The 25,250-nt window shown below is 67.9% G+C and carries 22 protein-coding genes; 12 read left to right on the top strand and 10 right to left on the bottom strand.

The annotated features are described in order from the left end of the window. The first annotated feature begins 186 nt into the window (after positions 1–186). Positions 187–2,313 carry a phosphate acetyltransferase gene (pta, locus tag VIK36_RS17705; RefSeq protein ID WP_324642988.1) on the top strand — a complete coding sequence of 709 codons (2,127 nt, stop codon included), beginning with the start codon at positions 187–189 and terminating at the stop codon, positions 2,311–2,313. Between the two features lie 77 nt (positions 2,314–2,390). Here the strand turns inward: pta and VIK36_RS17700 are convergent, their stop codons facing one another. After that, the gene (locus VIK36_RS17700) at positions 2,391–3,722 is read right to left on the bottom strand and encodes an MFS transporter (RefSeq protein ID WP_324642987.1); all 1,332 of its coding nucleotides are present in this window, start codon (positions 3,720–3,722) and stop codon (positions 2,391–2,393) included. 261 nt (positions 3,723–3,983) lie between these two features. On the opposite strand from VIK36_RS17700, the gene VIK36_RS17695 reads away from it, so the two are divergent. From VIK36_RS17695 to VIK36_RS17680, 4 genes are all read left to right on the top strand, one after another. Then, positions 3,984–4,706, top strand: coding sequence for a GntR family transcriptional regulator (locus VIK36_RS17695; protein ID WP_255173166.1), 723 nt, complete (start codon positions 3,984–3,986; stop codon positions 4,704–4,706). Between the two features lie 165 nt (positions 4,707–4,871). Continuing rightward, positions 4,872–6,218 (top strand): L-fuconate dehydratase, encoded by a 1,347-nt coding sequence (locus VIK36_RS17690; protein WP_324642985.1) that lies wholly within the window; start codon positions 4,872–4,874, stop codon positions 6,216–6,218. Continuing rightward, a complete protein-coding gene (locus VIK36_RS17685) occupies positions 6,215–7,699 on the top strand; it encodes an aldehyde dehydrogenase (NADP(+)) (RefSeq protein WP_324642984.1) in 1,485 nt (494 codons plus the stop codon). The genes VIK36_RS17690 and VIK36_RS17685 overlap by 4 nt, the downstream gene beginning before the upstream one ends. Continuing rightward, complete coding sequence (locus VIK36_RS17680; protein WP_324642983.1) at positions 7,696–8,931, top strand: fumarylacetoacetate hydrolase family protein; 1,236 nt, start codon at positions 7,696–7,698, stop codon at positions 8,929–8,931. The genes VIK36_RS17685 and VIK36_RS17680 overlap by 4 nt, the downstream gene beginning before the upstream one ends. 64 nt (positions 8,932–8,995) lie before the next feature. Here the strand turns inward: VIK36_RS17680 and VIK36_RS17675 are convergent, their stop codons facing one another. Beyond that, positions 8,996–9,286 carry a hypothetical protein gene (locus VIK36_RS17675; RefSeq protein ID WP_324642982.1) on the bottom strand — a complete coding sequence of 97 codons (291 nt, stop codon included), beginning with the start codon at positions 9,284–9,286 and terminating at the stop codon, positions 8,996–8,998. 168 nt (positions 9,287–9,454) lie between these two features. Between VIK36_RS17675 and VIK36_RS17670 the strand changes: the two genes are divergently transcribed. Genes VIK36_RS17670 through VIK36_RS17660 form a run of 3 tightly spaced genes read left to right on the top strand, consistent with a single transcriptional unit; the run spans position 9,455 to position 11,500 of the window. Then, on the top strand, positions 9,455–9,718 hold the full coding sequence (locus VIK36_RS17670; RefSeq protein WP_324642981.1) for a hypothetical protein: 264 nt from the start codon (positions 9,455–9,457) through the stop codon (positions 9,716–9,718). A 55-nt stretch (positions 9,719–9,773) separates the two neighbouring features. Further along, positions 9,774–10,934, top strand: a complete 1,161-nt coding sequence (locus VIK36_RS17665) for an acetate kinase (RefSeq protein ID WP_324642979.1) — start codon at positions 9,774–9,776, stop codon at positions 10,932–10,934. 5 nt (positions 10,935–10,939) lie between these two features. Then, complete coding sequence (locus VIK36_RS17660) at positions 10,940–11,500, top strand: GNAT family protein (RefSeq protein WP_324642978.1); 561 nt, start codon at positions 10,940–10,942, stop codon at positions 11,498–11,500. A gap of 3 nt (positions 11,501–11,503) precedes the next feature. Here VIK36_RS17660 and VIK36_RS17655 read toward each other — a convergent pair whose 3' ends face one another. After that, positions 11,504–12,700 (bottom strand): NAD(P)/FAD-dependent oxidoreductase, encoded by a 1,197-nt coding sequence (locus tag VIK36_RS17655; protein ID WP_255173159.1) that lies wholly within the window; start codon positions 12,698–12,700, stop codon positions 11,504–11,506. A 4-nt stretch (positions 12,701–12,704) separates the two neighbouring features. Beyond that, a complete protein-coding gene (locus VIK36_RS17650; protein ID WP_056392720.1) occupies positions 12,705–12,911 on the bottom strand; it encodes a DUF2945 domain-containing protein in 207 nt (68 codons plus the stop codon). Positions 12,912–13,155: 244 nt separating this feature from the next. Here VIK36_RS17650 and VIK36_RS17645 point away from each other — a divergent pair, with 244 nt between their 5' ends. After that, a complete protein-coding gene (locus VIK36_RS17645) occupies positions 13,156–13,608 on the top strand; it encodes an SRPBCC family protein (protein ID WP_324642976.1) in 453 nt (150 codons plus the stop codon). Positions 13,609–13,669: 61 nt separating this feature from the next. On the opposite strand, the gene VIK36_RS17640 is transcribed toward VIK36_RS17645, so the two are convergent. Continuing rightward, on the bottom strand, positions 13,670–15,886 hold the full coding sequence (locus tag VIK36_RS17640; protein WP_324642974.1) for a S9 family peptidase: 2,217 nt from the start codon (positions 15,884–15,886) through the stop codon (positions 13,670–13,672). A gap of 154 nt (positions 15,887–16,040) precedes the next feature. Between VIK36_RS17640 and VIK36_RS17635 the strand changes: the two genes are divergently transcribed. The 3 genes from VIK36_RS17635 to VIK36_RS17625 all read left to right on the top strand — a co-directional run bounded on the left by VIK36_RS17635 (position 16,041) and on the right by VIK36_RS17625 (position 19,242). Then, entirely contained in the window at positions 16,041–16,604 is a 564-nt protein-coding gene (locus VIK36_RS17635; protein ID WP_324642973.1) for a hypothetical protein, read from the top strand. A gap of 26 nt (positions 16,605–16,630) precedes the next feature. Next, on the top strand, positions 16,631–18,262 hold the full coding sequence (locus tag VIK36_RS17630) for an FAD-dependent monooxygenase (protein WP_324642972.1): 1,632 nt from the start codon (positions 16,631–16,633) through the stop codon (positions 18,260–18,262). Positions 18,263–18,819: 557 nt separating this feature from the next. After that, positions 18,820–19,242, top strand: coding sequence for an Hsp20/alpha crystallin family protein (locus VIK36_RS17625; RefSeq protein WP_324642970.1), 423 nt, complete (start codon positions 18,820–18,822; stop codon positions 19,240–19,242). 184 nt (positions 19,243–19,426) lie between these two features. Here VIK36_RS17625 and VIK36_RS17620 read toward each other — a convergent pair whose 3' ends face one another. From VIK36_RS17620 to VIK36_RS17600, 5 genes are all read right to left on the bottom strand, one after another. Beyond that, positions 19,427–20,356: an NAD(P)H-hydrate dehydratase gene (locus VIK36_RS17620; protein WP_324642968.1), complete on the bottom strand. Its 930-nt coding sequence runs from the start codon at positions 20,354–20,356 to the stop codon at positions 19,427–19,429. Then, positions 20,340–21,131 carry a histidine phosphatase family protein gene (locus VIK36_RS17615; protein WP_324642966.1) on the bottom strand — a complete coding sequence of 264 codons (792 nt, stop codon included), beginning with the start codon at positions 21,129–21,131 and terminating at the stop codon, positions 20,340–20,342. The genes VIK36_RS17620 and VIK36_RS17615 overlap by 17 nt, the downstream gene beginning before the upstream one ends. 172 nt (positions 21,132–21,303) lie before the next feature. Beyond that, positions 21,304–22,995, bottom strand: coding sequence for an alkaline phosphatase D family protein (locus VIK36_RS17610; RefSeq protein WP_324642965.1), 1,692 nt, complete (start codon positions 22,993–22,995; stop codon positions 21,304–21,306). Positions 22,996–23,160: 165 nt separating this feature from the next. Further along, positions 23,161–24,315, bottom strand: a complete 1,155-nt coding sequence (locus VIK36_RS17605; RefSeq protein WP_324642964.1) for an LCP family protein — start codon at positions 24,313–24,315, stop codon at positions 23,161–23,163. A 142-nt stretch (positions 24,316–24,457) separates the two neighbouring features. Continuing rightward, positions 24,458–25,174, bottom strand: coding sequence for a low molecular weight phosphatase family protein (locus VIK36_RS17600; protein ID WP_255173151.1), 717 nt, complete (start codon positions 25,172–25,174; stop codon positions 24,458–24,460). Positions 25,175–25,250 lie beyond the last annotated feature (76 nt).

Genomic DNA, 25,250 nt, shown 5'->3' with positions numbered 1-25,250 from the left:
AAGGCACGACGCCGGGACACACCTTGCGCGGCTGGGCGCCCCGTCACCGATTGCTGCGTAACTGCCGTTTTCAGCGCCGAAAACGGCAGTTACGGAGCAGTCGACGCTGGGTCAGGCGCCCCGCGCGCGGCCGCGAAGTGCAAGGATGGGGGGACCGGCACCAGCAAGAACAGCAAAGGGCGGACCATGGCCAAAGGCATCTACGTCAGCGCAACCACCCCCGGCTCGGGCAAGTCCCTTGTGGCACTCGGCCTGGCGGACACCCTGCACCGGCACGCGGACAGGATCGGCTTCTTCAAGCCGGTGGTCCATGGCCCCTCGGCAGCCGACGACCCGATGGTGGCGCTGATGAAGGCCCGGTTCGCCCTGGATGACGAGCGCTGCCGCGGCGGCCTGACCTACGACGAGGTCCGCACCCTGCTCGCGGAGGGAAACCGGGCGGAAATTGATGCCCGGTGCGTGGAGATTTTTGCCGACATCGCGCGCCATTGCGACGTGGTGATCGTGGAGGGCACTGACCTGGTGGGCCAGGATTCCGCCGTCGAGTTCGACCTGAACGCCCGGCTGGCCAACAACCTCGCCACGCCCGTGGTGGCCGTGGTGGGCGCCAAGGGGCGCACCGTCCCGGAGACCGCTGCCGCCGTCGAAGTTGCCCGCAAGGAGCTCGCCGCCGAACGGTGTGCGCTGCTTGCCATCATGGTCAACAGGGCCAGCGCCGGCGACCTGGACGCCATCGCAGCTGCCCTGAAGCCTGGCGCTTCCGGCCGCCCGGTGTACATCCTGCCGGAGCTGGAGGAGATCGCCCGCCCCACCACCGGGGAAGTGGCTGCGGCGCTGGGCGTCCGCCAGATCGCGGGAACCCCGGACATGGAACGTGACGTCAGGGACATCAAGGTTGCCGCGATGAACGTGGGCAATTTCCTGAACGTGCTGGACGAGGGCGCCCTGGTGATCGTGCCGGGGGACCGGGCCGACGTGATGGTGGCCTGCCTGGCCTCGTCCTTCTCGCCCGAATTTCCGGTGGCGTCGGCGCTCATCCTCACCGGTGGCCTGGCCCCGGATGCCAACATCTACCCGCTCCTGGCGCAGGCGCCGTTCCCCGTCTTTGCCGCGGACGAGGACACGTACCAGACGGCCCGCCGGGTGTCCGAGGTGCGCAGCGAAATCTGGTCGGGGCACCGGCGCAAGGTGGCCTCCGCGCTGGGCCTCTGGTCCCGCCGGGTGGACGAGGCCGAGCTGGTGGAGCGGCTGCATTTGCCGCGGGCGGAACGGATGACGCCGCTGCGGTTCCTCCACGACCTGATCGAGCGGGCCCGGGCGCAGCGCCGCCACGTGGTGCTCCCCGAGGGGACCGACGTGAGGATCCTGCGGGCCGCCGAGATCCTGCACCGCCGCGACGTCTGCGACCTGACGCTCCTGGGCCCGGAGTCCGACGTCCGGGAGCTGGCCGCGGCCAACGGCATCGACCTGTCCGGCATTAATGTCATCGACCCCGCCACCTCGGACCTGCGGCTGAAGTTCGCCGAGAAGTACGCGGAGCTGAGGGCACACAAGGGCGTGGACCTGCCCAAGGCCCTGGAGATCATGCAGGACGTGAGCTACTTCGGCACCATGATGGTCCAGCTGGGTGTGGTGGACGGGATGGTGTCCGGTGCCGCCCACACCACCGCGCACACCATCCGGCCGGCGCTGGAGTTCGTGAAGACCCGCGAGGGCGTGAAGATCGTGTCCTCGGTGTTCCTGATGCTGATGCCGGACCGGGTGCTCGTGTACGGCGACTGCGCGGTGAACCCGGATCCCAATGTGGAGCAGCTGGCAGATATCGCCCTGGCCTCGGCCGAGACCGCCGCGCAGTTCGGGGTGGAACCGCGGGTGGCCATGCTGTCCTACTCCACGGGCGGCTCCGGCGCGGGCGAGGCGGTGGACGAGGTGCGGCAGGCCACCGAACTGGTCCGCGAGCGCCGCCCGGACCTCGCCGTGGAAGGCCCCATCCAGTACGACGCCGCCGTGGATGCCTCGATCGCCGCATCCAAGATGCCCGGTTCCTCCGTGGCCGGGCAGGCCACGGTGTTCATCTTCCCGGACCTGAATACGGGCAACAACACCTACAAGGCAGTGCAGCAGAGCTCCGGGGCGGTGGCGGTGGGACCGGTCCTGCAGGGGTTGCGGAAGCCGGTCAATGACCTTTCCCGCGGCTGCACCGTGGAGGACATTGTGAACACGGTGGCCATTACGGCGACCCAGGCGCAGACACCAGCGCAAACAGAGCCTCCATCGCAGGCGAAGGTCCCGGCGCAGGCACCGGCCTCGTAGGGGACCATGCAGAAAAGTACGACGCCGGCACTATGCAAAGTGCCGGCGTCGTACTTTTTGTCTGGGTGCTGAAGGGTCTAGGCGGCTGCCTTGACCTTCAGCGGCTCGATCTTGCCGATGACGAACAGGTAGTTGGCCGCTCCGATGAGCGAGATCGCGCCGATGACGGCGAGCGGCGCCACGAAGGATCCGGTCTGGTCCACCAGGACGCCGATCAGGATGGGCGTGAAGATGCCGGCCAGGTTGGAGGCAAAGTTCTGCAGGCCGCCGATGGAGCCCACGTGGCGTGAGCTCGGGGCGACGTCGGCCGGCAGCGACCAGATGCCCGTGGCGGCCACGGTGAGGCTGGAGTAGGCGACGGACAGCAGAGCCAGGGCCATCCAGGCTTCCGGAACCAGTGCGGCGAACATGATGACCGAGCCGCCGGCCAGGCCGCCGGCGATGGCCGTCTTGCGGACTTTGCTGACCGGGGATCCTGCGCGGACGGCGCGGTCGGCCAGGTAGCCGCCGAGCCAGCCGAACAGGACGGCGCAGATGCCGGGGATGGCGCCGAAGAAGCCGAGCTTCAGGAGGTCGAAGCCCCGTTCCTTGACCAGGTAGCTGGGGAAGAACGTGATGAAGAAGTAGATGGCGCTGTTCAGGCAGAAGAAGCCGAACATCATGCTGAGGATGGTGCGGTACTTGAAGAGGGAACGCCAGGGGAGTTTGGCTGCGCCTTCGTCATCGCTTGCCGCGCCGCGGGCGCCGCCCTCCTGGATGTAGCTGACTTCTGCGGCGTTCGCGCCGGCGTGCTCCTCCGGGTTGCGGTAGTACTTCCACCAGACGGCGGCCCAGATGATTCCAAGGACACCGATGATGATGAAGACGGCGTGCCAGGAGGTGAAGGCGACCACCAGGGTGACGATGGGCAGCGCGATCACCGCTCCGACGCGGGAGCCGGAGTCCCAGATGCTGGTGGCGAAGGCGCGTTCCCGGACGGGGAACCAGGTGGCCACCACCTTGGCGGCGGTGCTGGGGGCAGGGCTTTCGCCGACGCCCAGGAGGAAGCGGGCGGCGAACAGGGACCAGAAGCTGGAGGCTGCCGCCGTCACCATGGTGAAGACGGACCACCAGATGGCGGCCAGGGAGAACGAACGGCGGGGGCCTACCTTGTCCACGTACCAGCCGGCAGCGAGTTGGAAGAAGTCGTAGGCCCAGAAGAAGGCGGCAAAAATGAGCCCCTGCTGGGTTGCGCTGAGTTCAAAGTCCTTGCCCATGAAGGGCAGGGCGACGCTGAGGCTGGACCGATCAAGGTAGTTGATGCTGAGGCCGATGAAGGCAAGCCAGATGATCACCCAGCGCTTGCGGGTCATGAGGCGGGGCTGGGGGGATGAATTGGCAATGGAGGTCTTACTTCCGAGCGTAGTCATGCGGTCTCCTTCGACATATACATGGCTTCGGGTGCGGGGCGCACGGGCGGGAGGGGAAGACGCGGAAGGTGTCAGCGCCAAATCATATAGGAATTGGGTTAATCATATAGATAATGTGATCGGGATCAAGTGCCTCTCCAAAAAAGCCCTTCCATGAGGGCTGTGGCGGGGTGTGGCTTATGATTCCCCCAAGCGACTCCCGGCTGAAAAGGCCATGTCCAAGCTCCGCAGCAAGTCCAACCCAGTGCAAGAGGTAACCGCGTGCCCCCACGTCAACCATCCGAAACCTCCCGCGGCAAGGCCGCCGTGCCCGATGTCTATTCGTCGATGCGTGCCTCAATCCTGGAGGGCGAGATAGCGCCCGGCACCCGGATCAACATTGACGCGGTCGCCCGCAGCCTCGGAGTGTCGCAGACGCCCGTCCGCGAGGTCCTTCAACGGCTCGAAGGCGACAACCTGGTGGTCTACAACCCCGGCCGGGGATACAGCACCACCCCGCTGCTGGACCTGCCGGAACTGCGCTCGCTGTTTGAATTCCGGCTCCTCGTGGAACCCTGGGCGGCCCGCGCGGCCGCTGTTGACCGCCTCGCCAATCCGGCCGGCGCGCTGGAGAAGGAACTGGGCAGCTTCCGGAGCGCCATGAAGCGGAGCAAGGACCTGCGGCAGGATCTGGTGGCCCATGACACCCGTTTCCATGACACCATCCTTGCCGCCTCGGGAAACCCCGTGGTCCGGCATGCCTTTGCCCAGACCCACTGCCACCTGCACACCTTCCGGCTCTACCCGGCGGATGTGGACGGGGCCATTACGGTGGCTGAGCATACTGCGGTCAGGGAGGCTATCGAGGCCTGTGATCCGGAGGGGGCGGAGGCGGCCATGACGACGCATATCCGTAATTCGTTTGACCGCTTTGCGCAGGCCTTTGAGGTGGAACTTGCCCCGCTGGAGGACAGTGGACCGCCGCGCAAGCACATCATCACCTAGCTCTCGACGAACAGCCCCGGCCCTGGACGGCCGGGGCTGCTGCGTTTGGTGGGGCATGCTGGCCGGTCATGGGTTGACGTACGTCACGTCTCCTATATGATTTTAGAAATTCGTATAGGAATCGAATCTTTCCCTTCTCCAGTTCCGCTCCGAAAGTTGAGATCCATGCCTTCCATCACGTCCATCAACACCCAGGACGTCCGCTTCCCCACGTCCCTTGAGCTCGACGGTTCAGACGCGGTCAACGTAGACCCTGATTACTCGGCCGCCTATGTGGTCATCCGCACAGATGCGGGCGACGAGGGCCACGGCTTCATTTTCAGCTGCGGCCGCGGCAACGAAATCCTCACTGCAGCCATCGACGCCTATGCCCGCCTGCTGTTGGGCCGCGACATCGACGAACTCATCGGTGACCTGGGCGCGGCCTCCAGGCTCCTCATCCACGACTCCCAGCTCCGCTGGCTGGGCCCCGAAAAAGGCGTGACGCAAATGGCCTGCGGCGCCCTGGTCAGCGCACTGTGGGACATCCGTGCCCGCCGGGAAAACAAGCCCCTCTGGCTCCTCCTCAGCGAGATGACACCCGAGGAACTGGTCAGCGTGGTGGACTTCACCCATATCCGCGATGCCCTCAGCCCGGAGGAGGCACTTGAGATCCTCCGTGCCGGCCAGGACGGCAAGGAGCAACGCATCGCCGAACTCAAGGCTGACGGCTTCCCCGCCTACACCACCTCCCCGGGGTGGCTGGGCTACAGCGACGAGAAACTGGTCCGGCTCAGCAAGGAGGCCGCGGCCGACGGGTTCTCCATGATCAAGCTCAAGGTGGGCGGGGACATCAACGACGACCGCCGGCGCATGGCCCTGGCCCGCGAGGCCGTGGGCGACCTCCCCATTGCCATTGATGCCAACCAGCGGTGGGAGGTGTCCGAGGCGATCGGGTGGGTCAACCAGCTGTCAGAATTCAGCCCCTACTGGATCGAGGAACCCACCAGCACCGACGACGTCCTGGGCCACGCCGAAATCCGCAGGGGCGTTGCCCCGGTCCGGGTGGCCACCGGTGAAGCAGTGCAGAGCCGCATCGTCTTCAAGCAGCTGCTCCAGGCCGGCGCCATCGACGTGCTGCAACTCGATTCAACCCGGGTGGCCGGCGTCAATGAGAACATCGCCATCCTGCTGCTGGCAGCCAAATTCGGGGTGCCCGTCTGCCCGCACGCCGGCGGCGTGGGGCTGTGCGAGCTGGTCCAGCACTTCTCCTTCTTCGACTACGCCGTGGTGGGCCGCAGCCAGGAAAACCGCATGGTCGAGTTCGTTGACCACCTGCACGAGCACTTCGCCGAGCCGGTCAGGATCACGAACGGCCGTTATGCTGCACCGGAACTACCCGGCACCGGCGCTGAGATGCTCAGTGCCTCCCGCACCCGGTGGGAATTCCCCAACGGCGCCGGATGGCAGGAAGTGGGCAACCGCGCCGCCGTCACCGGCGCAGCCCTGGCCCCTGCCGGAGCCGGCCGATGACCGCAGGAGTAAACGCCGCCGTCCAGGCCGCAGCGTCCGCCTTTGAAAAGGGCCGGATCGTAGACCCCAACACCCGGGCCGGCTGGCTCGAAGCCATCGCCGCCGGCCTGGAGCAGGACGCATCCGGGCTGGTGGAAACGGCCGTCCGTGAAACCCACTTGGGTACCCCGCGACTGGAGGGGGAGCTCAAGCGCACCGTCTTCCAGCTGCGGCTGTTCGCGGACGAGATCCGCCGCGGCGAGCACTTCGACGCCACCATCGACCACGACGACCCGGCCTGGGGCATGGGGCCGCGGCCGGACCTCCGGCGGTACAACGTGCCCCTCGGCGTCGTGGGGGTTTTTGGTGCCTCCAATTTCCCCTTTGCGTTCAGCGTGATGGGCGGTGACAGTGCCTCGGCCCTGGCGGCGGGCTGCTCCGTGGTGCACAAGGCCCATGACGCCCACCGCGAACTTGCCGCCCGCACCGCACAGGTAGTAATCGATGCCCTGGAGGACGCCGGAGCGCCGCACGGCCTCTTCTCAATGGTGACCGGCCGCCAGGCGGGGGAGGCCCTTGTTGACCATCCCCTGGTCAAGGCCATCGGCTTCACCGGCTCTACTGCCGGCGGCCGTGCCCTGCTCACCCGGATTGCGGCACGCCCCGAACCCATCCCCTTCTTCGGCGAACTGGGCGGCATCAACGCCGTCTTCGTGGCGCCCGGCGCGTGGTCAGCCCGGCAGGCAGAGATCATCAAGGGCTATGCCGGTTCCTTCACCCTGGGCATGGGCCAGTTCTGCACCAAGCCGGGGCTGCTGTTCGTCCCCGCTGGGGACACGGAGGTACTCCGCAGCCAGCTGCTTGATGCGCTGGCAGGGTTCGCTCCCGCCCGGCTCCTCAGCGATCGCCTGCATGCCGGCTACACCGACGCCGTCACCACGCTCCGGGACAGCGGGGGAGTGGAACTCCTGCTGGAAGGGGACTTTGCGGACGAACCCGCGCCCACCGTCCTGCGCACCAGGGCGGAGGAGGTCCGAAAGAACCCCGGCCTGCTGCGGCAGGAAATGTTCGGCCCCGCCAGCCTGGTGGTGGAGTACCAGGACCAGGCGGAGCTGCCGGAGCTGGCGGCGCTGCTCGAAGGGCAGCTGACCACTACGCTGCAGGCAGAGGAGGACGACGACGTCTCCGAACTCGCTGCCCGGCTGGCGGACATCAGCGGGCGGGTGCTCTGGAACGGCTGGCCCACCGGTGTAACGGTCAGTTACGCCCAGCACCACGGCGGCCCCTACCCGGCCACCACCTCGAACACCACGTCCGTGGGGACGGCGGCCATCCGGCGCTTCCTCCGCCCGGTGGCATACCAGTCGTTCCCCGCAACGCGGCTGCCCGAACCCCTGCAGGACAGCAATCCGTGGCGGGTCTCGCAAAGGGTCGACGGCGTCTGGCGGCACCCTGAGTCGGACGCTTCCCGTGACGGGGCCGGGACGGGGGTGCAGCAGTGAGTACGACGCCCGGGGCTGTACGTTCTGTCCTTCCCGAGGATGCCGACGACGCGCTGCTCATTGGCCGGGTCTGGGATGGTGAAATGGGCGGCCCGCGCGTGGTGGCCGTCAGCGGGGGCACCATCTTCGACCTGCACCGCCTGGCCGCCACGGTCTCCGGCTTGCTGGAACTGCCGGACCCGCCCGCAGCCGTCCGCGCGGCCCTGCTGGATCCCGACCTGGCCGAGCCCCGCTGGGCGACGGCCGACGTCGTCAATGCCTCCCTGGCCGGGGACGGCAGGACGGTGGACGCCACCGAAACCAGGCTCCTGGCACCCATTGACCTCCAGGTCATCAAGGCCTGCGGCGTCACGTTTGTGGACAGCATGATCGAACGGGTCATCGAGGAGCGCTGCGGGGGCGACGCCGCACGGGCTGCGGAAGTACGGGAACTGGTGGGCCGTGCCCTGGGCGGAAGCCTCGCCGACCTGAGGCCCGGATCGGCGGAGGCGGCCGAAGCCAAGCGGGTCCTCATCGCCGAAGGGCTGTGGTCGCAGTACCTGGAGGTGGGGATCGGGCCGGACCCGGAGGTCTTCACCAAAGCGCCCGTCCTGTCATCGGTGGGCCTGGGCGCGGACATCGGCATTCCTGCCTTTTCGTCCTGGAACAACCCGGAGCCGGAGCTGGTGCTGATCGCCACGTCCGGCGGCCGCGTGATGGGCGCGACGCTGGGCAACGACGTCAACCTGCGCGACGTGGAAGGCAGGAGCGCCCTGCTGCTGGGCAAGGCCAAGGACAACAACGCCTCCAGCGCGCTGGGGCCGTTCATCAGGCTGTTCGACGGTACCTTCACCCTGGACACGCTGCGAGATGAGGAGATCCTGCTCCGCGTGGACGGTGCGGACGGCTACCTGCTGGAGGGCCGGAACAGTGTGTCCCGGATCAGCAGGCCCTTCGAGGAACTCGTGGCCGCCACCTACGGAAAGCACCACCATTATCCGGACGGCTTCGCGCTGTTCACGGGGACCCTCTTTGCGCCCACGCAGGACCGGGACGAACCGGGCCAGGGATTCACACACAAGCACGGCGACACCGTCACCATCCGCAGCCGCCACCTCGGTGCCCTGGTCAACCGGGTGGGTCCGTGCGAGGAACTCCCAGCCTGGACGTTCGGCCTCCGCCAGCTTTTCGACTACCTGGCGCGCCAGGGTCAGGAGCTGGGGCAGGGGCAGGGCGCCCGCCTGGCCCGTTAGTGGCAAAGGACGACGCCGGCACCCTGGTGGGTGCCGGCGTCGTCCTTTTGCGTGTGGCTCTCTGTCAGCTGTTGTCCGGCTTGGCCAGGCTGTCCGGGTCTTCCTGCTTGGCAGGCTCGTCCGAAAGGCCCTGCGGCGTGAGGTCCAGTCCTTCCCGGTCTTCGGGAGCCTCAGGGGCTTCCCCGGTTTCGCCGGCCTTGAGGTGGCCGGTATCGTCCAGGGCCGGGTTGGCGCCCTCCACGCCCGTGGGATCATTCTTGCTGCCCGAGTCGGGTTGCGCGTCGAGCGGGGCGGTGCTGCTGGATCCCGTGTTGGTGGGGTCGTTCTCGTCGATCGAATTGGGCTCGTTCGTCATGGAATTGTCCTCTCGGCGTGGTCCAGCCTTGTTTGCCGACTCTATGCACAGGCTGCGCCTCTCCGCAAGGAACCCCACAGTCACGAAAAAGGTGCGCCCCGTTCGCTGAGCGCACCCTTCTCGATTTCCGTTCGCAGCCGTTTCCGATCGACTGCATCTATAGTAAGCATGCTGATGATATTTTTGGCAAGCCGCCCCAAACCCTGTGACGAAAGCGTTATCAGCACCGCAGGTCAGGACCAAAAGTGCGCCAGCTCAGTGCTGTCCTCAGCAAGTTCCAAGGCTTCCCTGATCTTCCCGCCGGAGATGGTGAAGACGAGGATTTCACGCTGTTCCATGGGGCTTGCCGTCGCGCTGCGCGTGGGTGGTATGGATTCCAATGGCGTACCTGTCACCGAGGACGGCAACACGCTGCTGCTGACTGGCCGTTAGCCAGGCCACCTATAGTGGGGGTTGAACTGCAGACGCCAGGCTGAGGAGGCCCCGCATGCTCGTGCTCGTCATCAACTCCGGTTCGTCGTCGCTGAAGTACCAGGTCCGGGACGTGGCCGCCGGGACGGTGCTCACCGAGGGACTGATCGAGAAGATCGGCATGGGCAACGGCGGGGGCGGCGACGGCCAGATCGAAGGCCCGCGGGACCATGCCGAGGCCCTGGAGCAGGTTGATGCGGCCATCCACCAGGAACTGGGCGACCTGGAGCTCGGCGCGGTGGGGCACCGGGTGGTCCACGGCGGAGAACGCTTTTCCGAGCCCGTGCTGGTGGACAACGAAATCACCCGCGCCATTGAACGGCTCAACCCCCTGGCGCCGCTGCACAACCCCGCCAACGTCCTGGGCATCCGCGCCATCACCAAAAAGTGGCCCAAGATGCCGCAGGTGGCCGTCTTCGACACCGCCTTCCACCGCACCCTGCCCGAGCACGCCTGGCGCTACGCCGTTCCGGACGAGCTCTACACCAACCACGGCATCCGCCGGTACGGTTTCCACGGCACCTCGCACGAGTACGTGGCGCGACGGTCAGCGGCGCTGCTGGACCTCCCCATCGAAGAGTTCGACGCCGTCATCGCCCACCTGGGCAACGGCGCCTCCGTCACCGCCATCCGCGGCGGACACTCCGTGGACACCTCCATGGGCTTCACCCCGCTCGAGGGCCTGGTGATGGGCACCCGCTCCGGCGACCTGGACCCCTCCATCCTGGTGTTCCTGGGCCGGGCAGGGTGGACGCCGGAGGACATCGACACCATGCTGAACCGGGAATCGGGGCTGAAGGGCCTGGCCGGGAACAACGACATGCGCTCCGTGGTGGAGGCCTCGGAGGCCGGCGATGAACGCGCCTCGATGGCGCTCGCTGTCGCGTCCTACCGGCTGGCCAAGTACATCGGCGGCTACCACGTGGCCGTCGGCGGGGCCAAGGCGCTGGTGTTCACCGCCGGAATCGGCGAGAACTCCCAGCAGTTCCGCGCGCTCGTGGCTGACCACCTGGGCGCCCTGGGTATAGAGCTCGACGGCGGCCTGAACGCCCAGCGTTCAAAGGAACCGCGCGTCATTTCCACGCCGTCCTCCGCCATTCCCGTCCTGGTGGTTCCCACTGACGAGGAGCGCGCCATCGCGGAGGCCACTGCCGCCGTCGTCTCTTCCAGCCGCTGACGCCCATGCCCGCGATTTCCCTGCCGATCCGCACCGGGCGCCTGGTCCTGCGCCGGTTCGATGGCGGCGACCTGGACGCCTTCCATGCCTACCACTCGCTGCCGGAGACCGCCCGGTTCCTGCCCGGCCCGGCCAAAACATACACCCAATCGATGGAGCGGGTGGGCCGGTACGCCAACTTTGCCTTCGAAAAGGAAGGCGACTGGGTGGCCCTCGCCATCCAGGCAGCTGACGAGCCGGGCCTGCTGGGCGAGGTGGTGCTCAAATGGCTCCCGGGACGTGGACAGGGCGAGGTGGGATGGACGCTTGCCCCGGCGGCGCGCGGCAGGGGCTACGGCACCGAGGCGGCCAACGCCGTGCTGCGGCTGGGCTTCGAGGAACTGGGCCTGCACCGGATCGAGGCCCGGCTCGACGAGCTCAACGGCGCGTCCGCGTCGCTGTGCGACAGGCTGGGCATGCGGCTGGAGGCGCGGCACATCGACAAATGGCACTACAAGGGACAGTGGGCCACCGAGCTGGTCTACGCCATCCTTGCCGACGAGTGGCGGACCGGTTCCCGCAGCTAGCCCCTACGCGCGGCCCTTGAGGATCAGGTTCCAGTAGATCTTCGGGAACAGGTCCCGGTCCACCACCCAGGACAGCCTGCTTTCGTTCCAGGTGGGCACGCGCGGGATGGTGGGCATGGGCCGGTAGCGGTCATCGAATTCGGCGAACACCACGGTGTCCCGCGACACCGTGAACGGGCATACCGAATAACCGTTGTACTTGGCACGCAGCGGTTTGCCCTTGCGGGCCGCCACCAGGTTCTTCGCCACCACCTTGGTCTGCTTGCGCAGCGCCCCGCCGGACTTGGAATTGGTGGTACCCGCGGCGTCGCCCAGGGACCACACATTGGGGTACCGGAGGTGCCGCAGCGTCTGCCGGTCCACCTCCACGAAGCCGCCCGCGTCCCCGGGAGCCGGCAGGTCCGTGGCCTTGAGCCAGCCCGGGGCCGACTGCGGCGGGACGGCGTTGAGGACGTCGTACGTCAGGTCCTCCGTGGTGTGCGCGGCATGGTCCCGGATGGTGGCGCGGCGGCCGGCAGGGCTTACCGCCACCAGCTCACTGTTGGTTCGCAGTTCGATTCCGTACTCGGCGATCTTGCGGTCCAGTTCCCGGTCCACCTCCGGCACCCCGAACACGGTGGGATAGGGCTGCACCATCACCACCCTGATCTTGTCCAGGACCCCCTGTTCCCGCCAGTAGTCGCAGGCCAGGTACATGGGTTTCTGGGCGGCGCCGCCGCATTTGATGGGTCCGGCCGGCATGGTGAAGACAGCCGTCCCGGAGGTCATGGCGCTGAGCAGCGTCCAGGCTTTGGGGGCCAGATCGAACTCGTAATGGGATGCGCCGTACGGTGAATGCACGGCCTCGGCCAGTCCCGGCACCGCGTCCCAGTCGTACTGCAGCCCCGGGCACACCACCAGTTGCCCGTAAGCCACCAGGGCGCCTGATTCCAGGCTGACGGTGTTGGCCCGCGCGTCTACCCCCACGGCGGCATCCCGGATCCAGGTGACGCCCTGGGGGATGACGGATTGCTGCGGCCGGATGGCCTCCTGGGCCCGCGCCCGGCCGCCGGCGATGTGCGAGAACAGCGGCTGGTAGAGGTGGTGGTCCCGGGGTTCGATCACGGCCACGTCCTTGACGCCGTAGCGCTGCAGGCGGGCCGCCAGGGAAATGCCGGCGTTGCCGCCGCCAATGATCACTACCTCGTGCTGGTCAGCCACGGGACTACTTCTTCTCGGTCAGCGCAGATGCCTTGTGCGCTGCCCGGGCGCCCGTCTTGTCCGATTCGACTACGTACTGCGGCTCATCCTCGCTGGCGCGGTGCGTGTTGCCGTCGAGCTCGAAGTCGCTGGTTTTCTTTTCGACAATTTTGCCGTGCGTCTTGCCCTGTGAAGTGTTCCACTCCACGTGCGTTCCCTTGCTCAGCGACATCTGCACTCCTTGGCTGGGTGATGCGGTGGGTCTGTGCCGCTCTGCGGCCCGGCTGCCGCCCGGGCGGGCGTCCCCGGAGCCAATCGTAAGCATGATTACGTTGTTTTGGCAGCTACGTGTCTGAACCCTGGGCCCGGCTGCCTGCAGCACGGGATGGCGGACATTGACACCGGCCGCGTCCAGGGCCATGCTGTCCCTGCCGGCCGCGCCCGGCCGGCATCAGGTGCCCTCAAAGGAGAATGCTGTGCCTGTTGTAGAAGAAAGCGTCGTCATTGCCCGGCCACCGCAGGAGGTCTTCGATTTCCTGTCGAACTTCGACAATGTCGCTGTCTACGATTCCTCGGTGACCTCGTCGGAACGGGTCGGCGAAGGGCCCGTGGGAATGGGCACCCACGGCCGCGGAACCAGCAAAGTCATGGGGCGGCACTTCGACTGGACCGTCGAGGTCAAGGAGTTTGATCCGCCCCGGCGCATGGTGTCCAAATCGGTGGAAGGGAAGCTGGACTTCACCGTGACGTTCACCCTGGAGCCTGCCGACGGCGGGACGCGCGTCACCCAGCGGATCGATGCTGCGTCCGGCCTCGGGGGCATCTTCGGCAAGCTGGCCGACCCGCTGGTGGAGAGGGCCCAAGGCCGGACTGTCCGGGCCAACCTCGAAACCCTGGCGGAATGGATGGCCGAACACCCGCAGCCCTGATCACCCGGCAGCGGTCAACGTTCGACGGCGGCTGGAAGCCTCCGCCTGGCGCAGCCCGGGCCTACCTGGGGCCGGCGCCGGGAAGGAGGTCGGTGGCGCCCAGGGCATCGGCGATGAACGCGTAGTCCCAGGCACGTTCACGCCACTGCACGTACCGGCCGGACGCACCGCCGTGGCCGCCGTCCATCTCGATCTTCATGACAACCGGCTCGGACCCCGTGGTCTTGTTCCGCAGCTCCTGCACCCATTTGGCCGGCTCCACGTAAAGGACGCGGGTGTCGTTGAAGGACGTCACCGCGGCGATCCTGGGATAGGCCACCTCCCGCACGTTCTCGTAGGGCGAGTAGGACTTCATGTAGGCATAGGCTTGCGGATCCGTAATGGGGTTGCCCCATTCCTCCCACTCCAGCGCGGACAGCGGCAGGTCTGGATCCAGGATGCTGGTGAGCGGATCCACGAACGGCACCTGCGCCACGATGGCCGCATACTTCTCAGGTGCCATGTTGGCGACGGCGCCCATCAGCAGGCCGCCCGCCGAGCCGCCGAGTGCCGCGATCCGGGCAGGGTCCACCCAGCCGGAGTTTGCCAGCCAGTCGGTGGCGTCCACGAAGTCGGTGAAGGTGTTCTTCTTGGTGAGTTTCTTCCCGTCCTCGTACCAGTGCCGGCCCAGTTCCCCGCCGCCGCGGATGTGGGCGATCACGAACACCACGCCGCGGTCCAGCAGTGACAGCCGTGCGATGCCGAAGCCGGGATCCATGCTCATCTCGTAGGAGCCGTACCCGTACACCAAGCCCGCCGCCGTCGAATCCTGCTTGACGGACTTGTGCCGCAGGACGGACAGCGGGATGCGCGTGCCGTCCCCCGCCGTCGCCCACTCACGCGTTGCCACATAGTCGCTGCCGTCGTAGCCGCCCAGCACCGGGCTTTCCTTGCGGAGCAGCAGCTCGCCGGCGGGCTGCTCCGGGGTGGGCAGCACGAAGTCGTAGATGCGCGACGGCGTGAAGTAGGACGTGTAGCCCAGCCGGATCACGGGCGCCTCGTAGTCTGAGCCGCCCACGCCGGCGGTGTACAACTCCTCGTCGAAGGCCGGTTCCACGGGGTCCTGCTGGGCGGCCGTGCCCAGTCCGGTCAGCCCCATCACCTGGACGCGTTCGATGGTGTCCTTGCGGATGGACACGATCAGGTGCGTGGCGGTGACGCCCGCGCCGTTGACGCGGACGTCGTCGGAATGCCCGACGACGGTCTGCCAGGCCTGTTCGGCCAGCGGCTTTTCCAGCTCGGCCGGGTCGGCCAGGGAGACCATGGAGTTGATGGCGCCGCGGTTGTGCGTGAGCAGGATCCGTTCCTGCCCGTCGAGCAGGAAAGGCTCGGCCTCGTACAGGACGCGCTCGTTGCGGGAAATCACGGTGGTGACGGTGGCGGTGGGGTCGTCGAAACGCAGCAGCCTGGTTTCGCTGTACTCCGAGCATCCGATCCCCAGCACCAGGTAGCGCCGGTCCGCGGACAGCTCGAAGCCCAGCCACATGGCGGCGTCGTCCTCCTGGTACACCACCACGTCCTCGGACACCGGGGTGCCCAGGACGTGCGCCTTCACCTGGTAGGGGCGCCAGGACTCGTCCACCACGGTGTAAAACAGGCGGGTGCCGTCCGGGGAGAAGGCAACCCCGTAGAAGATGTTCTCGATGACATCCGGCAGGAGTTCGCCGGTGCGCAGGTCCTTGATCCGCAGCGTGAACCGTTCGTCGCCGGCGTTGTCCACCGCGTAGGCGTACAGGTTTCCGTCAACGGTGACGGCGGTGCCGCCCACCGAGAAGAACGGCTTGCCCTCGGCCTCCACGTTCCCATCGAGGAGGATCTCTTCGCCGGGAATCCCTACCCCCGCCTCCACTGCCGGCGGAGTCCAGTCGGCCACCTTGTCCCCGGTGTCCTGTGCCTTCACCCGGCAGTGGATGCCGTATTCCTTGCCCTCCGCGGAGCGGCTGAAGTACCACCAGCCGTCCTTGCGGTGCGGGACGGAAAGGTCGGTTTCCTGGGTGCGGCCCTTGATCTCCTGGAAGATCGCCTCGCGGAGCGGTTCCTGGTGCGCCGTGACGGCTTCCTGGTAGGTGTTTTCGGCCCGGAGGTGCTCCACCACCTCCGGCGACTCCTTGTCCCGCAGCCACTCGTAGTTGTCCACGAACGTCTCCCCGTGGTGGGTGCGCTCGGTGGGGATCTTCTTGGCAACCGGGGGCGCCGGGATCGCAGTACCGGTGGAATCCTGCAGGGAAGTGGAGGTCATGGATTCAATATATAGACCCCTCCGGCAAGTCGGCAGGACGTTCGCTGACGGGGGAGAGGCGGCGAGCGGAAAGGAGGGCGAAAGACTCTGGGACCCCTCAGCAGTGCCGGGCAGGCTGGAAGGGCGCTGAGGTGCGCAGGGAGAGGAGAACACGATGACCCCCGAAACCGGACCTGCTCCCCGGCCCACCGCATGGGTTGCGGTTGCCCGCGGTGTGGGAACGTCATGCATTATGCTCGCCCGGCGGCGGGTGCATCTTCCCAAGGACCATGTGGGCCAGGTGTTGCGCTTCGCGGACGGAAGCACATCGCGCGTCTACCGGGAGACCGCCGTCGACCGCCAGCCCAGCGAGCCCTGCGTGCTGGTGGTGGCGTTCACGCTCAGGTGGGTGCGGGGCCGGGCGCACCGCCTTTTCGAGGTGGAAAGCCTGCTGAATACACCGTTGTTCGTGGGGTTCCCGGGCTTTGTCTCCAAGCTCTGGTGCGCCCACGACACATTCGGCGCCTACCGCGGGCTGTACGAGTGGGACGGCGCCGAGCAGGCCCGCAAGTATGCTGCGGCCCTCTGGCGGATCCTGGAACTGGTCAGTGTTCCCGGCTCCATCAGCTACAAGGTCCTTCCCGGGCTGCGCCGGGACGAGGTGCTCGCTGACCCCGCCCGGATGCTGGCGGCATCGTCGTCCGACCACGCCTGGTGGCGGCTCCTTGCCGAGGCATGACGGGCAGGAATGATGAGGGCGCGGGCATGGCGGGCTGGAAAAGTCCGACGGCGGACACCGACGTTCTAGTGGTGGGCGCGGGGCCCGCGGGGCTCGCCACGGCCCTTCAGGCCCATGCGCACGGCGCCACCGTCCGGGTGGTGGACCGGCGCGAACACCGGGTCCGCCCGTCCCGGGCCATGATGCTGCATGCCCGGGCCCTTGAGGGCCTGCGCCCGCTCGGGGTGACCGAGGAACTGCTGAACCGCGCGGACACCACCCCCGAAGCACGCATTTACCTGGGCCGCCGTACAGTCGAGGCACGGCTCGGCCACGCCGACCTCCCGGACACCGCCTTCCCGCACCTGACCCTGGTCCGCCAGGCCGACGTCGAGGACGTTCTCTGGAAGGCCCTCCACGCCAGGGGCGTGCCTGTGGACTGGGGCGTCGAATTCCGCGGACTCGTCCACGGCCTCACAGCGGAAAGCGGCGGAGTGCCGGTGCTTCCGGAAGGACCCGTACACGCCGATCTGCAGGACGTTCACGGCGGCCGCGGAGTGCACCGCAGCCGGTTTCTCGCGGGCTGCGACGGGCAGTCGAGTACGGTCAGGGGCCTCCTCGGCGCACAGTGGCGCGGCGGCACGTACGGGGTGGAAGCGGTGATGGCCGACCTGGAACTGGATGGTTCCCTGGACTCCGGGCTGCTGCACGTCGCCGTGGGGCAGGCGGGGCTGGTCTTCCTCTTCGCCCTGGGTGAGGGGGCCACCTGGCGGATGCTGGCCACCCGCCCGGCAGTGCCCCCACCCGATGCGCGCTTCGGCCAGCTGGGCCCGCCCGTCCCGGCGGAGGACGTGGCGCGCCTGGTCCGGGAGTCGGGGCTCGGCGCCGCAGTCCGTGAGGTCCGCTGGTCGGCGCAAATCCCGCTGCAGCACCGGATTGCCAGTACGTTCGGCAACGGTCCCATCTTCCTGGCCGGTGATGCCGCGCACGCCCATTCCCCGGCAGGCGGCCAGGGCATGAACAACGGCATCCTCGACGCCCTTAATCTGGGCTGGAAGCTCGGTTTCGCCTCGACGGCAGGCAGGCCGCTCCCGGAACTGCTGGAAACCTATGGGCAGGAGCGGCGGCTTGCCGCCCGGCGGGTGCTGGCACTGACGCATGTCATCTTTTTTGGAGAAGCCTCACCGCATCCCGCCGCCCGCCTTGCCCGGAACGTCCTTCCCCTCCTTGCTCCGGCCCTGCCGATGTTGCTCCGGCAGCGGTGGCTCACGTCCAAGGGCATCAGGCTGCTGGCTCAGCCGTTCGTGCACTACCGGAACAGCGTCATTTCCCGTGACGGCACGCCTCCGGCCAAAGCGTGGCCGAGGCCGGGAGCACGGTTGCCGGATGCGTCGGTTTCGGTCGACGGCCGGCTGGTCCGCCTTCACGAACTGACCTCCGTGCCGGGTATCCACCTTTTACTGGAGCGCGACGCCGAACCGGTCGCTTCGGCTGCCCTCCGCACCCTCCTGCCGGCAGAGGGGCAGGGCCCGCGGCTCCACGTCCACCGGCTCACCAGCCACCCCGGGCAGGGTGTGGTTGCGGTCCGCCCCGACGGGTACGTGGGCTTCCGCTGCGGCGAGGCGGACCCGGTCCAGCTGCGTGCCTGGCTTCGGCTGGTCGGTGCCGCACCCGACTGAGCGCGGCCCACCTTGGTATCGTCCCGCCGTCGGAATGCTCCATCACTTATGGCTCCTAAAACCGGCGTTTAGGGACCAAACCTGATGGAGCAACCCGGGGGGGAGGGAGGGTGGTTGCGGGCGGACGGCAAGCGTAGTCTGGTCTGGATGACCATCCCGCCAGTGCACGAACCTGAGCCGTTTCCACCGGACCCCGGCCCGGAGCCCACGTCCCCGGACCCCACCCAGCCGCGGCCGCCCGGCCCGCCGTCCCCGAATCCGTTCCCCGCGCCGGCGCCCCCGGGCCCGTTGCCCGTCCCGGATCCGGGCCCTGCTCCGCTCCGTCCGGACCCCACCAGGGACTGACCGCGAACTTTAAAAGGGGCCTTCTGCCGGCTGCGCATGCGCAGGTGGAAGGCCCTTTTTCCGTGCCCGGGCAGGGGCAGGAAATCCACCGGAATCCGCTGCCGCAAACCCTTGCAGACTTGCTGCTGCAGTGCTAAAAAATCTATATCAGCCACTACAGATCGGCTGATACGGAAACTGTGTTGGACCATCTCTTACGAGGAGGGAGAGCCATGTTGATGCGAACCGATCCGTTCCGCGAGCTGGACAGGCTGGCCCAGCAGGTCCTCGGCACGGCTGCACGCCCGGCGGCGATGCCGATGGATGCATGGCGTGAGGACCAGGAATTCGTCGTGGCCTTCGATTTGCCCGGCGTTTCGGTGGACTCGGTGGACCTGGACGTTGAACGGAATGTCCTGACGGTGCGGGCCGAACGCCCGGACCCGGCGGGCAAGGACACCGAACTGATCGCCTCTGAACGGCCGCGCGGCGTCTTCAGCCGCCAGCTGATCCTTGGCGACACCCTGGACACCGAACATGTCAAGGCCAGCTACGACGCAGGAGTCCTGACGCTGCGCATTCCGGTCGCCGAAAAGGCCAAGCCGCGCAAGATCGAGATCGAAACGAAGGGGGCAAAGCAGGAAATCGCCGCTTAGTTTCACACAGGACCGGGAGACGGGCACATCTGTTGGCTGCCTTTTCGGGGCGAATCGCCATTCTGTGCACGCCACAGCGCCAGACAGCGCATCGGCAGCGTAGGCCTTAACCTCCCGCCACGGTGGCCCCCGGCTTCGGCCGGGGGCCATCCACGCGTCCGGGTCCCGCCGCCGGGGCCTTGCGTCAGACGCTGAGTTCCAGCATCAGGGCGGGCAGTTCATCGGCGAGTTCGCGGGCCAGGAATCCCAGCGGCCCCAGCCTGCTCGCCAGCCGGTCAGCCGCCGCCGCGTGCAGGTGGGTGCCCCAGCAGGCCGCCTGGGCGCCGGTGGTTCCGCGGGCCCGGAGCCCGGCAATCGCTCCGGCCAGGACGTCGCCGCTGCCGGAGGTGCCCAGGCCGCCGTACCCCGTGGTGATTTTCCACAGTTCGGGCTCGTCCGGCTCCAGCCCGGGCGGCTGGGTGATGAGCCCCTGGCAGCTGACCACGGCGCCGAACTTCGCGGAGATCTCCGGGAGGTCTTTTTCGAGGTCCTCCACATCCCGTCCCAGCAGGATCCCCGCTTCCGTGGGGTTCGGGGTAAGGATCAGCCGGCCGCGCCAGGGGTCCAGCTGGTCCTTGAGCTGCACCAGGGCGGCCAGTGCGTAGGCATCGAGGACGACGGCGGGTCCTTCAGTGCCGTCAGGATCGGAGCTGCCGTCACGGCTTGCCTCGTGTTCCAGCAGCGCCTCGAGCAGTTCGCCGGCCAGGTCCGGATCATCCAGTCCGGGCCCCACCAGCACGGCATCCGCCCGGTCCAGGTAGGAGGCTATTGGCGCCAGCTCCGGCTTGACGGATCCCCCCGGGGTTTCCGGCAGGCCAATGGCGCCGCACTCCGGCAAAGCAACCCCCAGCTGCACGGCCACCGATTCCGCCACCGCCAGTGTGAGCTTCCCGGCCCCCGCGCGCAGGGCCGAAACCCCGGCCAGCAGTGCAGCGCCGGGAGTGGCCCGGGCCCCGCCCACCACCAGCACCGACCCGCGTGAATACTTGTCCGCGCCCGGCGCCGGCAGCGGCCATTCGCGCAGGAGTGACGGCGCTACCAGGGTGGCGCCGGAGGGGTCACCGCGGCCGGACACTGGTGTCTCCCGCGTGCTCGGTGACAGCGACGCCCTGCTCCGCCAGGTGGTCGGCCACATTGAAGCTTTCCAGCGTCCACGGCCCCACTCCGGAGGGCCGGACGAACCGGGTGATCGAGGCGTTAAGGATGGCTTCTGTGGCCGCGAGGTCCAGGAGTTCCTCTTCGCTGAGTCCTTCGAGCACGTACCGGAACAGCATGATCACGGCGTCGTGGCACACCAGCATCACCCGGTGGCCGGTGCCCAGGTTATTCAGTTCCGCCAGCACCGACCGCAGCCGCAGCGCCACGTCGGCCCAGGATTCCCCTCCCGGCGGCCGGTAGTACAGCTTGCCCAGCCATTCCCGGCGCTCGGATTCCTCGGGGTAGCGGTTCTCGACGCCCAGCCGGGTGAGCCGGTCCAGGATGCCGAGCTCGCGGTCGCGGAGCCGCTCATCAATGCGCACCTCCAGCGGCCAGCCGGCGGTTTCCACCGCAATCTCAGCCGTCTGCCGGGCGCGCGCATAGGGGGAGGAAACCACTGCGTCCGGGCGGAACTCCCCGGCAATCCGCGCCAGCGCGGTGCCCAGCGCCTTGGCCTGGTCCCTGCCCGTTCCGGAGAGGTCCACGTCCGCGTCCCGGGCGGGAACCTGGATGACCTCCACGCCGGCCTCACGCGCCTCGGTGGCCGCAACGTTGCCTTCGCTCTCGCCATGCCGGATCAGCAGCAGCTCCACCGCCCCGGCCTCCTGGACCGCCTCCGTCAGGCCGTCGTCGTTCGAAGATCCGCCGTTCACAAAACCACCCCGTCCTCGCCGAGCAAATAACACCGCCACATGCCGTGCCGAATGCAGGAACACTACCAACGGCGTACCCAGGGGGCGGCAGAAAATAACGGACGACGGCGGCAGGGCACCGTGGGTGCGCGGGCCGCCGCCGCCATCGCAACAGCAGGGGATGGAACCGAAGTCAGTGCTCGGGCGTCAGGACCTTGGTGAACACCGTGCCGCCGTTGGCGTTGCGGAGGCTCACCGTGAAGCTGTTGTCCTCACCCAGCTGGACGTGCCCGAAGAACTGGTTCCCGCCGTCGCGGGGGGACTCGCCGGCGAAGCGCCCGGTCTTGGAGAACACCACCTCGGGGCCGAACGTGCCGTCCATCGCATTGGGGCCGAACGATCCCGCCGCGATGGGACCGGCCACGAACTCCCAGAACGGGTCGAAGTCCGTGAAGGCAGCCCGTTCGGGGGAGTAGTGGTGGGCGGCGCAGTAGTGCACGTCAGCAGTGAGCCACACCGTGTTCTTCACGCCGTTGCGCTTGAAGGCACTCAGCACCCCGGCGAGCTCCAGCTCACGGCCCAAGGGGGCGCCGGCGTCGCGGTTGGACAGGCTCTCCTCGTTCACCGGGCCGTCCGGCACCACGACGCCCAGCGGGAGGTCGTTGGCGATCACCTTCCAGGTGGCCTTGGACTTGCTGACCTCGCTGACCAGCCAGTCCACCTGCTCCTGGCCCAGGATGGCGGTGGCGTAGGGTTCTTTGCCGTCGGTGTTGGGGGACTTGTATGTGCGCATGTCCAGGCAGAAGATGTCCAGCTGCGGGCCGCGGGAGATCTTCCGGAAGATGCGGGCCGGCTGGTACGTGCCGGCGTCGTCGAATGTTCCCGGACGCCAAATGGCCGAACTGTCCGCGATGGGCATGTTCTCCTGCCAGGCCTGCCGGCCGCGGGCGGCGAGGGTGTTAACGTCCCGCACCGTGTAGCGGGAGTCATCCAGGATCTGGCCGGGGTACCAGTTGTTGTGCGTCTCGTGGTCATCCCACTGCGCGATCACCGGCACGTCCGCGAACAGGGCCCGCATGTTGGCGTCCAGGGAGTTGTAGCGGTGCCGGCCGCGGAACTCGGTGAGCGTCTCGGCAACCTTGGACACCTCTTCCGTGACCAGGTTCCGCCACACCTGCCCGTCCTTTTCCACCACGGTTTCGGCGATGGGGCCGTCGGCGTAGATGGTGTCGCCGGAGTGGATGAAGAAGTCCGGGCGCGTCTGGTGCATGGCCCGGTAGCCGCGCATGCCGCCAATCTCCTCGTTGATGCCCCACCCCTGGCCGGCGGTGTCACCGGTCCACACAAAGCTTTGCGCGAACGACGCCGGGACCTCGCCTCCGTTGCTCGTCCCGCCGGTGCGGCCCCTGCCGTTGACTGTCCCGGCGTCAGGTGCCGTGCGGAAGCTGCCGCTGACCGTCTCGCCGGCCACGCCGCCGTCGTCCTCGAAGCCGATTTCCAGCGCGAAGCGGGTGTTGGAGGGCAGGTTCCCGGCGTGGATCTTGGCGGTGAAGTCGGAGGCCTGCGTGGCCCGGGGCCCGCGGAGGACCCGCTCAAAGGCGCCGCGACCGCGCAGGACCTGGCCGGCGTCGTCCACTGCCCGGAGGACCGCCGTCATCCGCCCGGCGCCCGAGGCACGGGACCAGAGGACGGCGGAATCGGAGGTGACGTCGCCGGTGGCGATGCCGCTGGGCAGGGTAAGCCGGTTGCGGACCAGCGCGACGCCGGCGGGAGATTGGGTCGCTGCCGAAGCGTTGGCGGCAGGCACGGATGCCAGCGCGGCGGCGAGGAAGGAACTCTTGACGATGGTGCGGCGGGAAACCCCTGCCTGGGAGGACTCAGTCATGTCCTCAGGCTTTCCCGGGCCGGCACACAAATTCCGGCGGCCGGGTGAACCCGGGGTGTACGACGCGCAAATATACCCGCGCCCCGCACGTTCCCTGCGGCCCCTGACATGTGGGCCGCGGAAAGCAATTTGCGCCGCGAAATCTTATATGGGCGCCCCGCCCGGCTACGGCTTCGCGAAGTCCGCGATCCGGCCCTCCCGCAGGGCCGCGCCCACCGCCGCGATGCCCCCGTAGTCCGGGAACAGCACGGACTGCCCGGCCACGAAGCCGGAGCCCGTCGTCGGAAGCGTCATGGTGCCGATGGCGTTCACATCGAGGTTCCGCAGGCTGTAGGCCAGCATTGCGGCCTGAATGGGATCGAAGCCCCTGTCCACCGTGAGGCAGCAGGAGGCAAAATCGACCAGCGACCGCACCGCATTCACGTCATTGAGGGCACCGCCCGCGGTGAGGCGGCCCAGGATGGCGCGGAGCATGATCTGCTGGTCACGGACACGCTGGAAGTCGCCGTCTGTGAAGGCATGGCGCTCGCGGGAGAACTCCAGCGCAGCCTGGCCATCGAGGTGGTTCACGCCGGCGCTGAAGACATGCTGGGTGTCGATGGTGGACTGGAAGGCGATCGGGACATTGACGTCGATCCCGCCCAGACCGTCCACCAGGATCTTGAACCCGCCAAAATCGAGCATCAGCGTGTGGTCGATGGTGATTCCCAGCAGCTGCTGGACCGTGGCCGTCTGCATGTCAATGCCGCCGTACTGCAGCGCGGCGTTGATCTTGGCGCTGCCGAACCCGGGGATGTCCACCCAGTTGTCGCGGTTGATGGAGATGAGGTAGAGGCTCCGCCGGTCGGCAGGAACGTGGACCACCATGAGCGTGTCCGCCCGCTGGTCCTGGGGTTCACCGGTGGCTGCCGTATGGGCTGCGGCCTCGCGGGCCGGGACATCGCGGGTGTCGCTGCCGATGACCAGGATGTTCATTGGGGCCGCGGGCAGGTCCGGGATCGGCGCAGGTGGCGGCGGTGGAGCAGGCGCCGGCGGGGGAGTTTCGGACGCCGTGGGAGTCGGCGTCGGCGTGGGGGTCGCGCTGGGCGACTGGGTCTGGGTGGCTGCAGGCTGCGCTTCCTGGCCGGCCCGGTTCAGGCTGAAGACCGCGATGCCGGCGGCCACCACCAGCACCAGCGCCAGCAGGGCTGCGATCCAGCGGCGCCGGCCAAGGGCAACGATCCAGGCAGGACGGTGGGTACCGGCTGGGCCCGGCTGCCGGGGGTTGGGGTTTCCGGCGCCGCCGGGCCCGGATGGATCAGAACCGCCTGGGATGCTCATGACGCCTCCACCTCATTGTGACTGGTGGGATCAGTGTCCGTCCCCCAGGCCCCAATTGGCTACAGGAGTATCCAAACTGTCACCTGGGAAAGGCCTCCCCTGGTCGCCATGGAGTTGCGGTAAGGCCCTTCCGCTGCAGGGATTATTGCCCGCCGGCCGGGAAGTTGAGGCGGGCGTGGCGCAGGATGGAGATGATCGCGGGGGCCAGCTGGTCTTCCATCTCCCGGTAGACCTCCGGCGCACGGCGGTACGGGTCCACGATGTCGTTATCCGACGCGTCCGCCGGGAGCGAGAGGTGACGCACCCCGGCGGCCCGCGCCGGCAACCCCCGCCACAAGGCGGCGTTGGCAGCGAGCCCACCATCGGCGTCGGACCCTTGCGTGCCGGACGCGGCGTCCCGGGAAGACGCGTCGGCGGAGGATACGACGGCGGCGGGCTGGCTGCCTGCAGCAGCCGCCCGCTGGCTGTCCCCGGCAGCCGCCCGCTGGTCGAGGACGTCGACCATGCGGGCAAACTCGCGGATGGTGAACGTCCGCTTAAGCAGGGAAGCGTCCAGCTGGAGGACCTCTCCGCGGTGCCCTGAGGTCATGGTGAGCACCAGGTCCACGCCACGCAGGATCTTCGGCGTGAGCTGCCGCGCCGCGAACCCTTCCGGGTCCCCGCCAAAGGTCCGCACGATGTCCGCCGAAATGGGCTGCATGGGCTCGCCCACCAGCGCCCGGGTTCCTGCACTGGCCACCTGGAAACCACCCGGTACCACCTGGTCCAGCCCCGCCTGCAGCAGCCTCTCGGCCACGGGCGACCGGCAGATGTTCCCGGTACAGACAGTCAGGATTCGTACTGGCGCGGAAGTGTCCAAGGAGATGTTCTCTTTTCCCAGCTGGTGCCGGACCCGCTCGGGCCCGTGCCTTTCAACTTAACACGCAACGGCGCGG

Source organism: Pseudarthrobacter sp. LT1, assembly GCF_035621795.1.
Lineage (GTDB): Bacteria > Actinomycetota > Actinomycetes > Actinomycetales > Micrococcaceae > Arthrobacter.
Note: the sequence above shows the minus strand (reverse complement) of the source record. Positions and strands in the feature narration are given on the sequence as shown.

What these genes read in the sequence shown, in the direction of transcription:
- VIK36_RS17635 (WP_324642973.1), top strand. Translation starts at nt 16,041, where the DNA reads ATGACCCCCGAAACCGGACCTGCTCCCCGGCCCACCGCATGGGTTGCG.
- VIK36_RS17665 (WP_324642979.1), top strand. Translation starts at nt 9,774, where the DNA reads ATGCTCGTGCTCGTCATCAACTCCGGTTCGTCGTCGCTGAAGTACCAG.
- VIK36_RS17675 (WP_324642982.1), bottom strand. Translation starts at nt 9,286, where the DNA reads ATGACGAACGAGCCCAATTCGATCGACGAGAACGACCCCACCAACACG.
- VIK36_RS17700 (WP_324642987.1), bottom strand. Translation starts at nt 3,722, where the DNA reads ATGACTACGCTCGGAAGTAAGACCTCCATTGCCAATTCATCCCCCCAG.
- VIK36_RS17630 (WP_324642972.1), top strand. Translation starts at nt 16,631, where the DNA reads ATGGCGGGCTGGAAAAGTCCGACGGCGGACACCGACGTTCTAGTGGTG.
- VIK36_RS17650 (WP_056392720.1), bottom strand. Translation starts at nt 12,911, where the DNA reads ATGTCGCTGAGCAAGGGAACGCACGTGGAGTGGAACACTTCACAGGGC.
- VIK36_RS17690 (WP_324642985.1), top strand. Translation starts at nt 4,872, where the DNA reads ATGCCTTCCATCACGTCCATCAACACCCAGGACGTCCGCTTCCCCACG.
- VIK36_RS17640 (WP_324642974.1), bottom strand. Translation starts at nt 15,886, where the DNA reads ATGACCTCCACTTCCCTGCAGGATTCCACCGGTACTGCGATCCCGGCG.
- VIK36_RS17605 (WP_324642964.1), bottom strand. Translation starts at nt 24,315, where the DNA reads ATGAGCATCCCAGGCGGTTCTGATCCATCCGGGCCCGGCGGCGCCGGA.
- VIK36_RS17685 (WP_324642984.1), top strand. Translation starts at nt 6,215, where the DNA reads ATGACCGCAGGAGTAAACGCCGCCGTCCAGGCCGCAGCGTCCGCCTTT.
- VIK36_RS17670 (WP_324642981.1), top strand. Translation starts at nt 9,455, where the DNA reads ATGCTGATGATATTTTTGGCAAGCCGCCCCAAACCCTGTGACGAAAGC.
- VIK36_RS17625 (WP_324642970.1), top strand. Translation starts at nt 18,820, where the DNA reads ATGTTGATGCGAACCGATCCGTTCCGCGAGCTGGACAGGCTGGCCCAG.
- VIK36_RS17610 (WP_324642965.1), bottom strand. Translation starts at nt 22,995, where the DNA reads ATGACTGAGTCCTCCCAGGCAGGGGTTTCCCGCCGCACCATCGTCAAG.
- pta (WP_324642988.1), top strand. Translation starts at nt 187, where the DNA reads ATGGCCAAAGGCATCTACGTCAGCGCAACCACCCCCGGCTCGGGCAAG.
- VIK36_RS17660 (WP_324642978.1), top strand. Translation starts at nt 10,940, where the DNA reads ATGCCCGCGATTTCCCTGCCGATCCGCACCGGGCGCCTGGTCCTGCGC.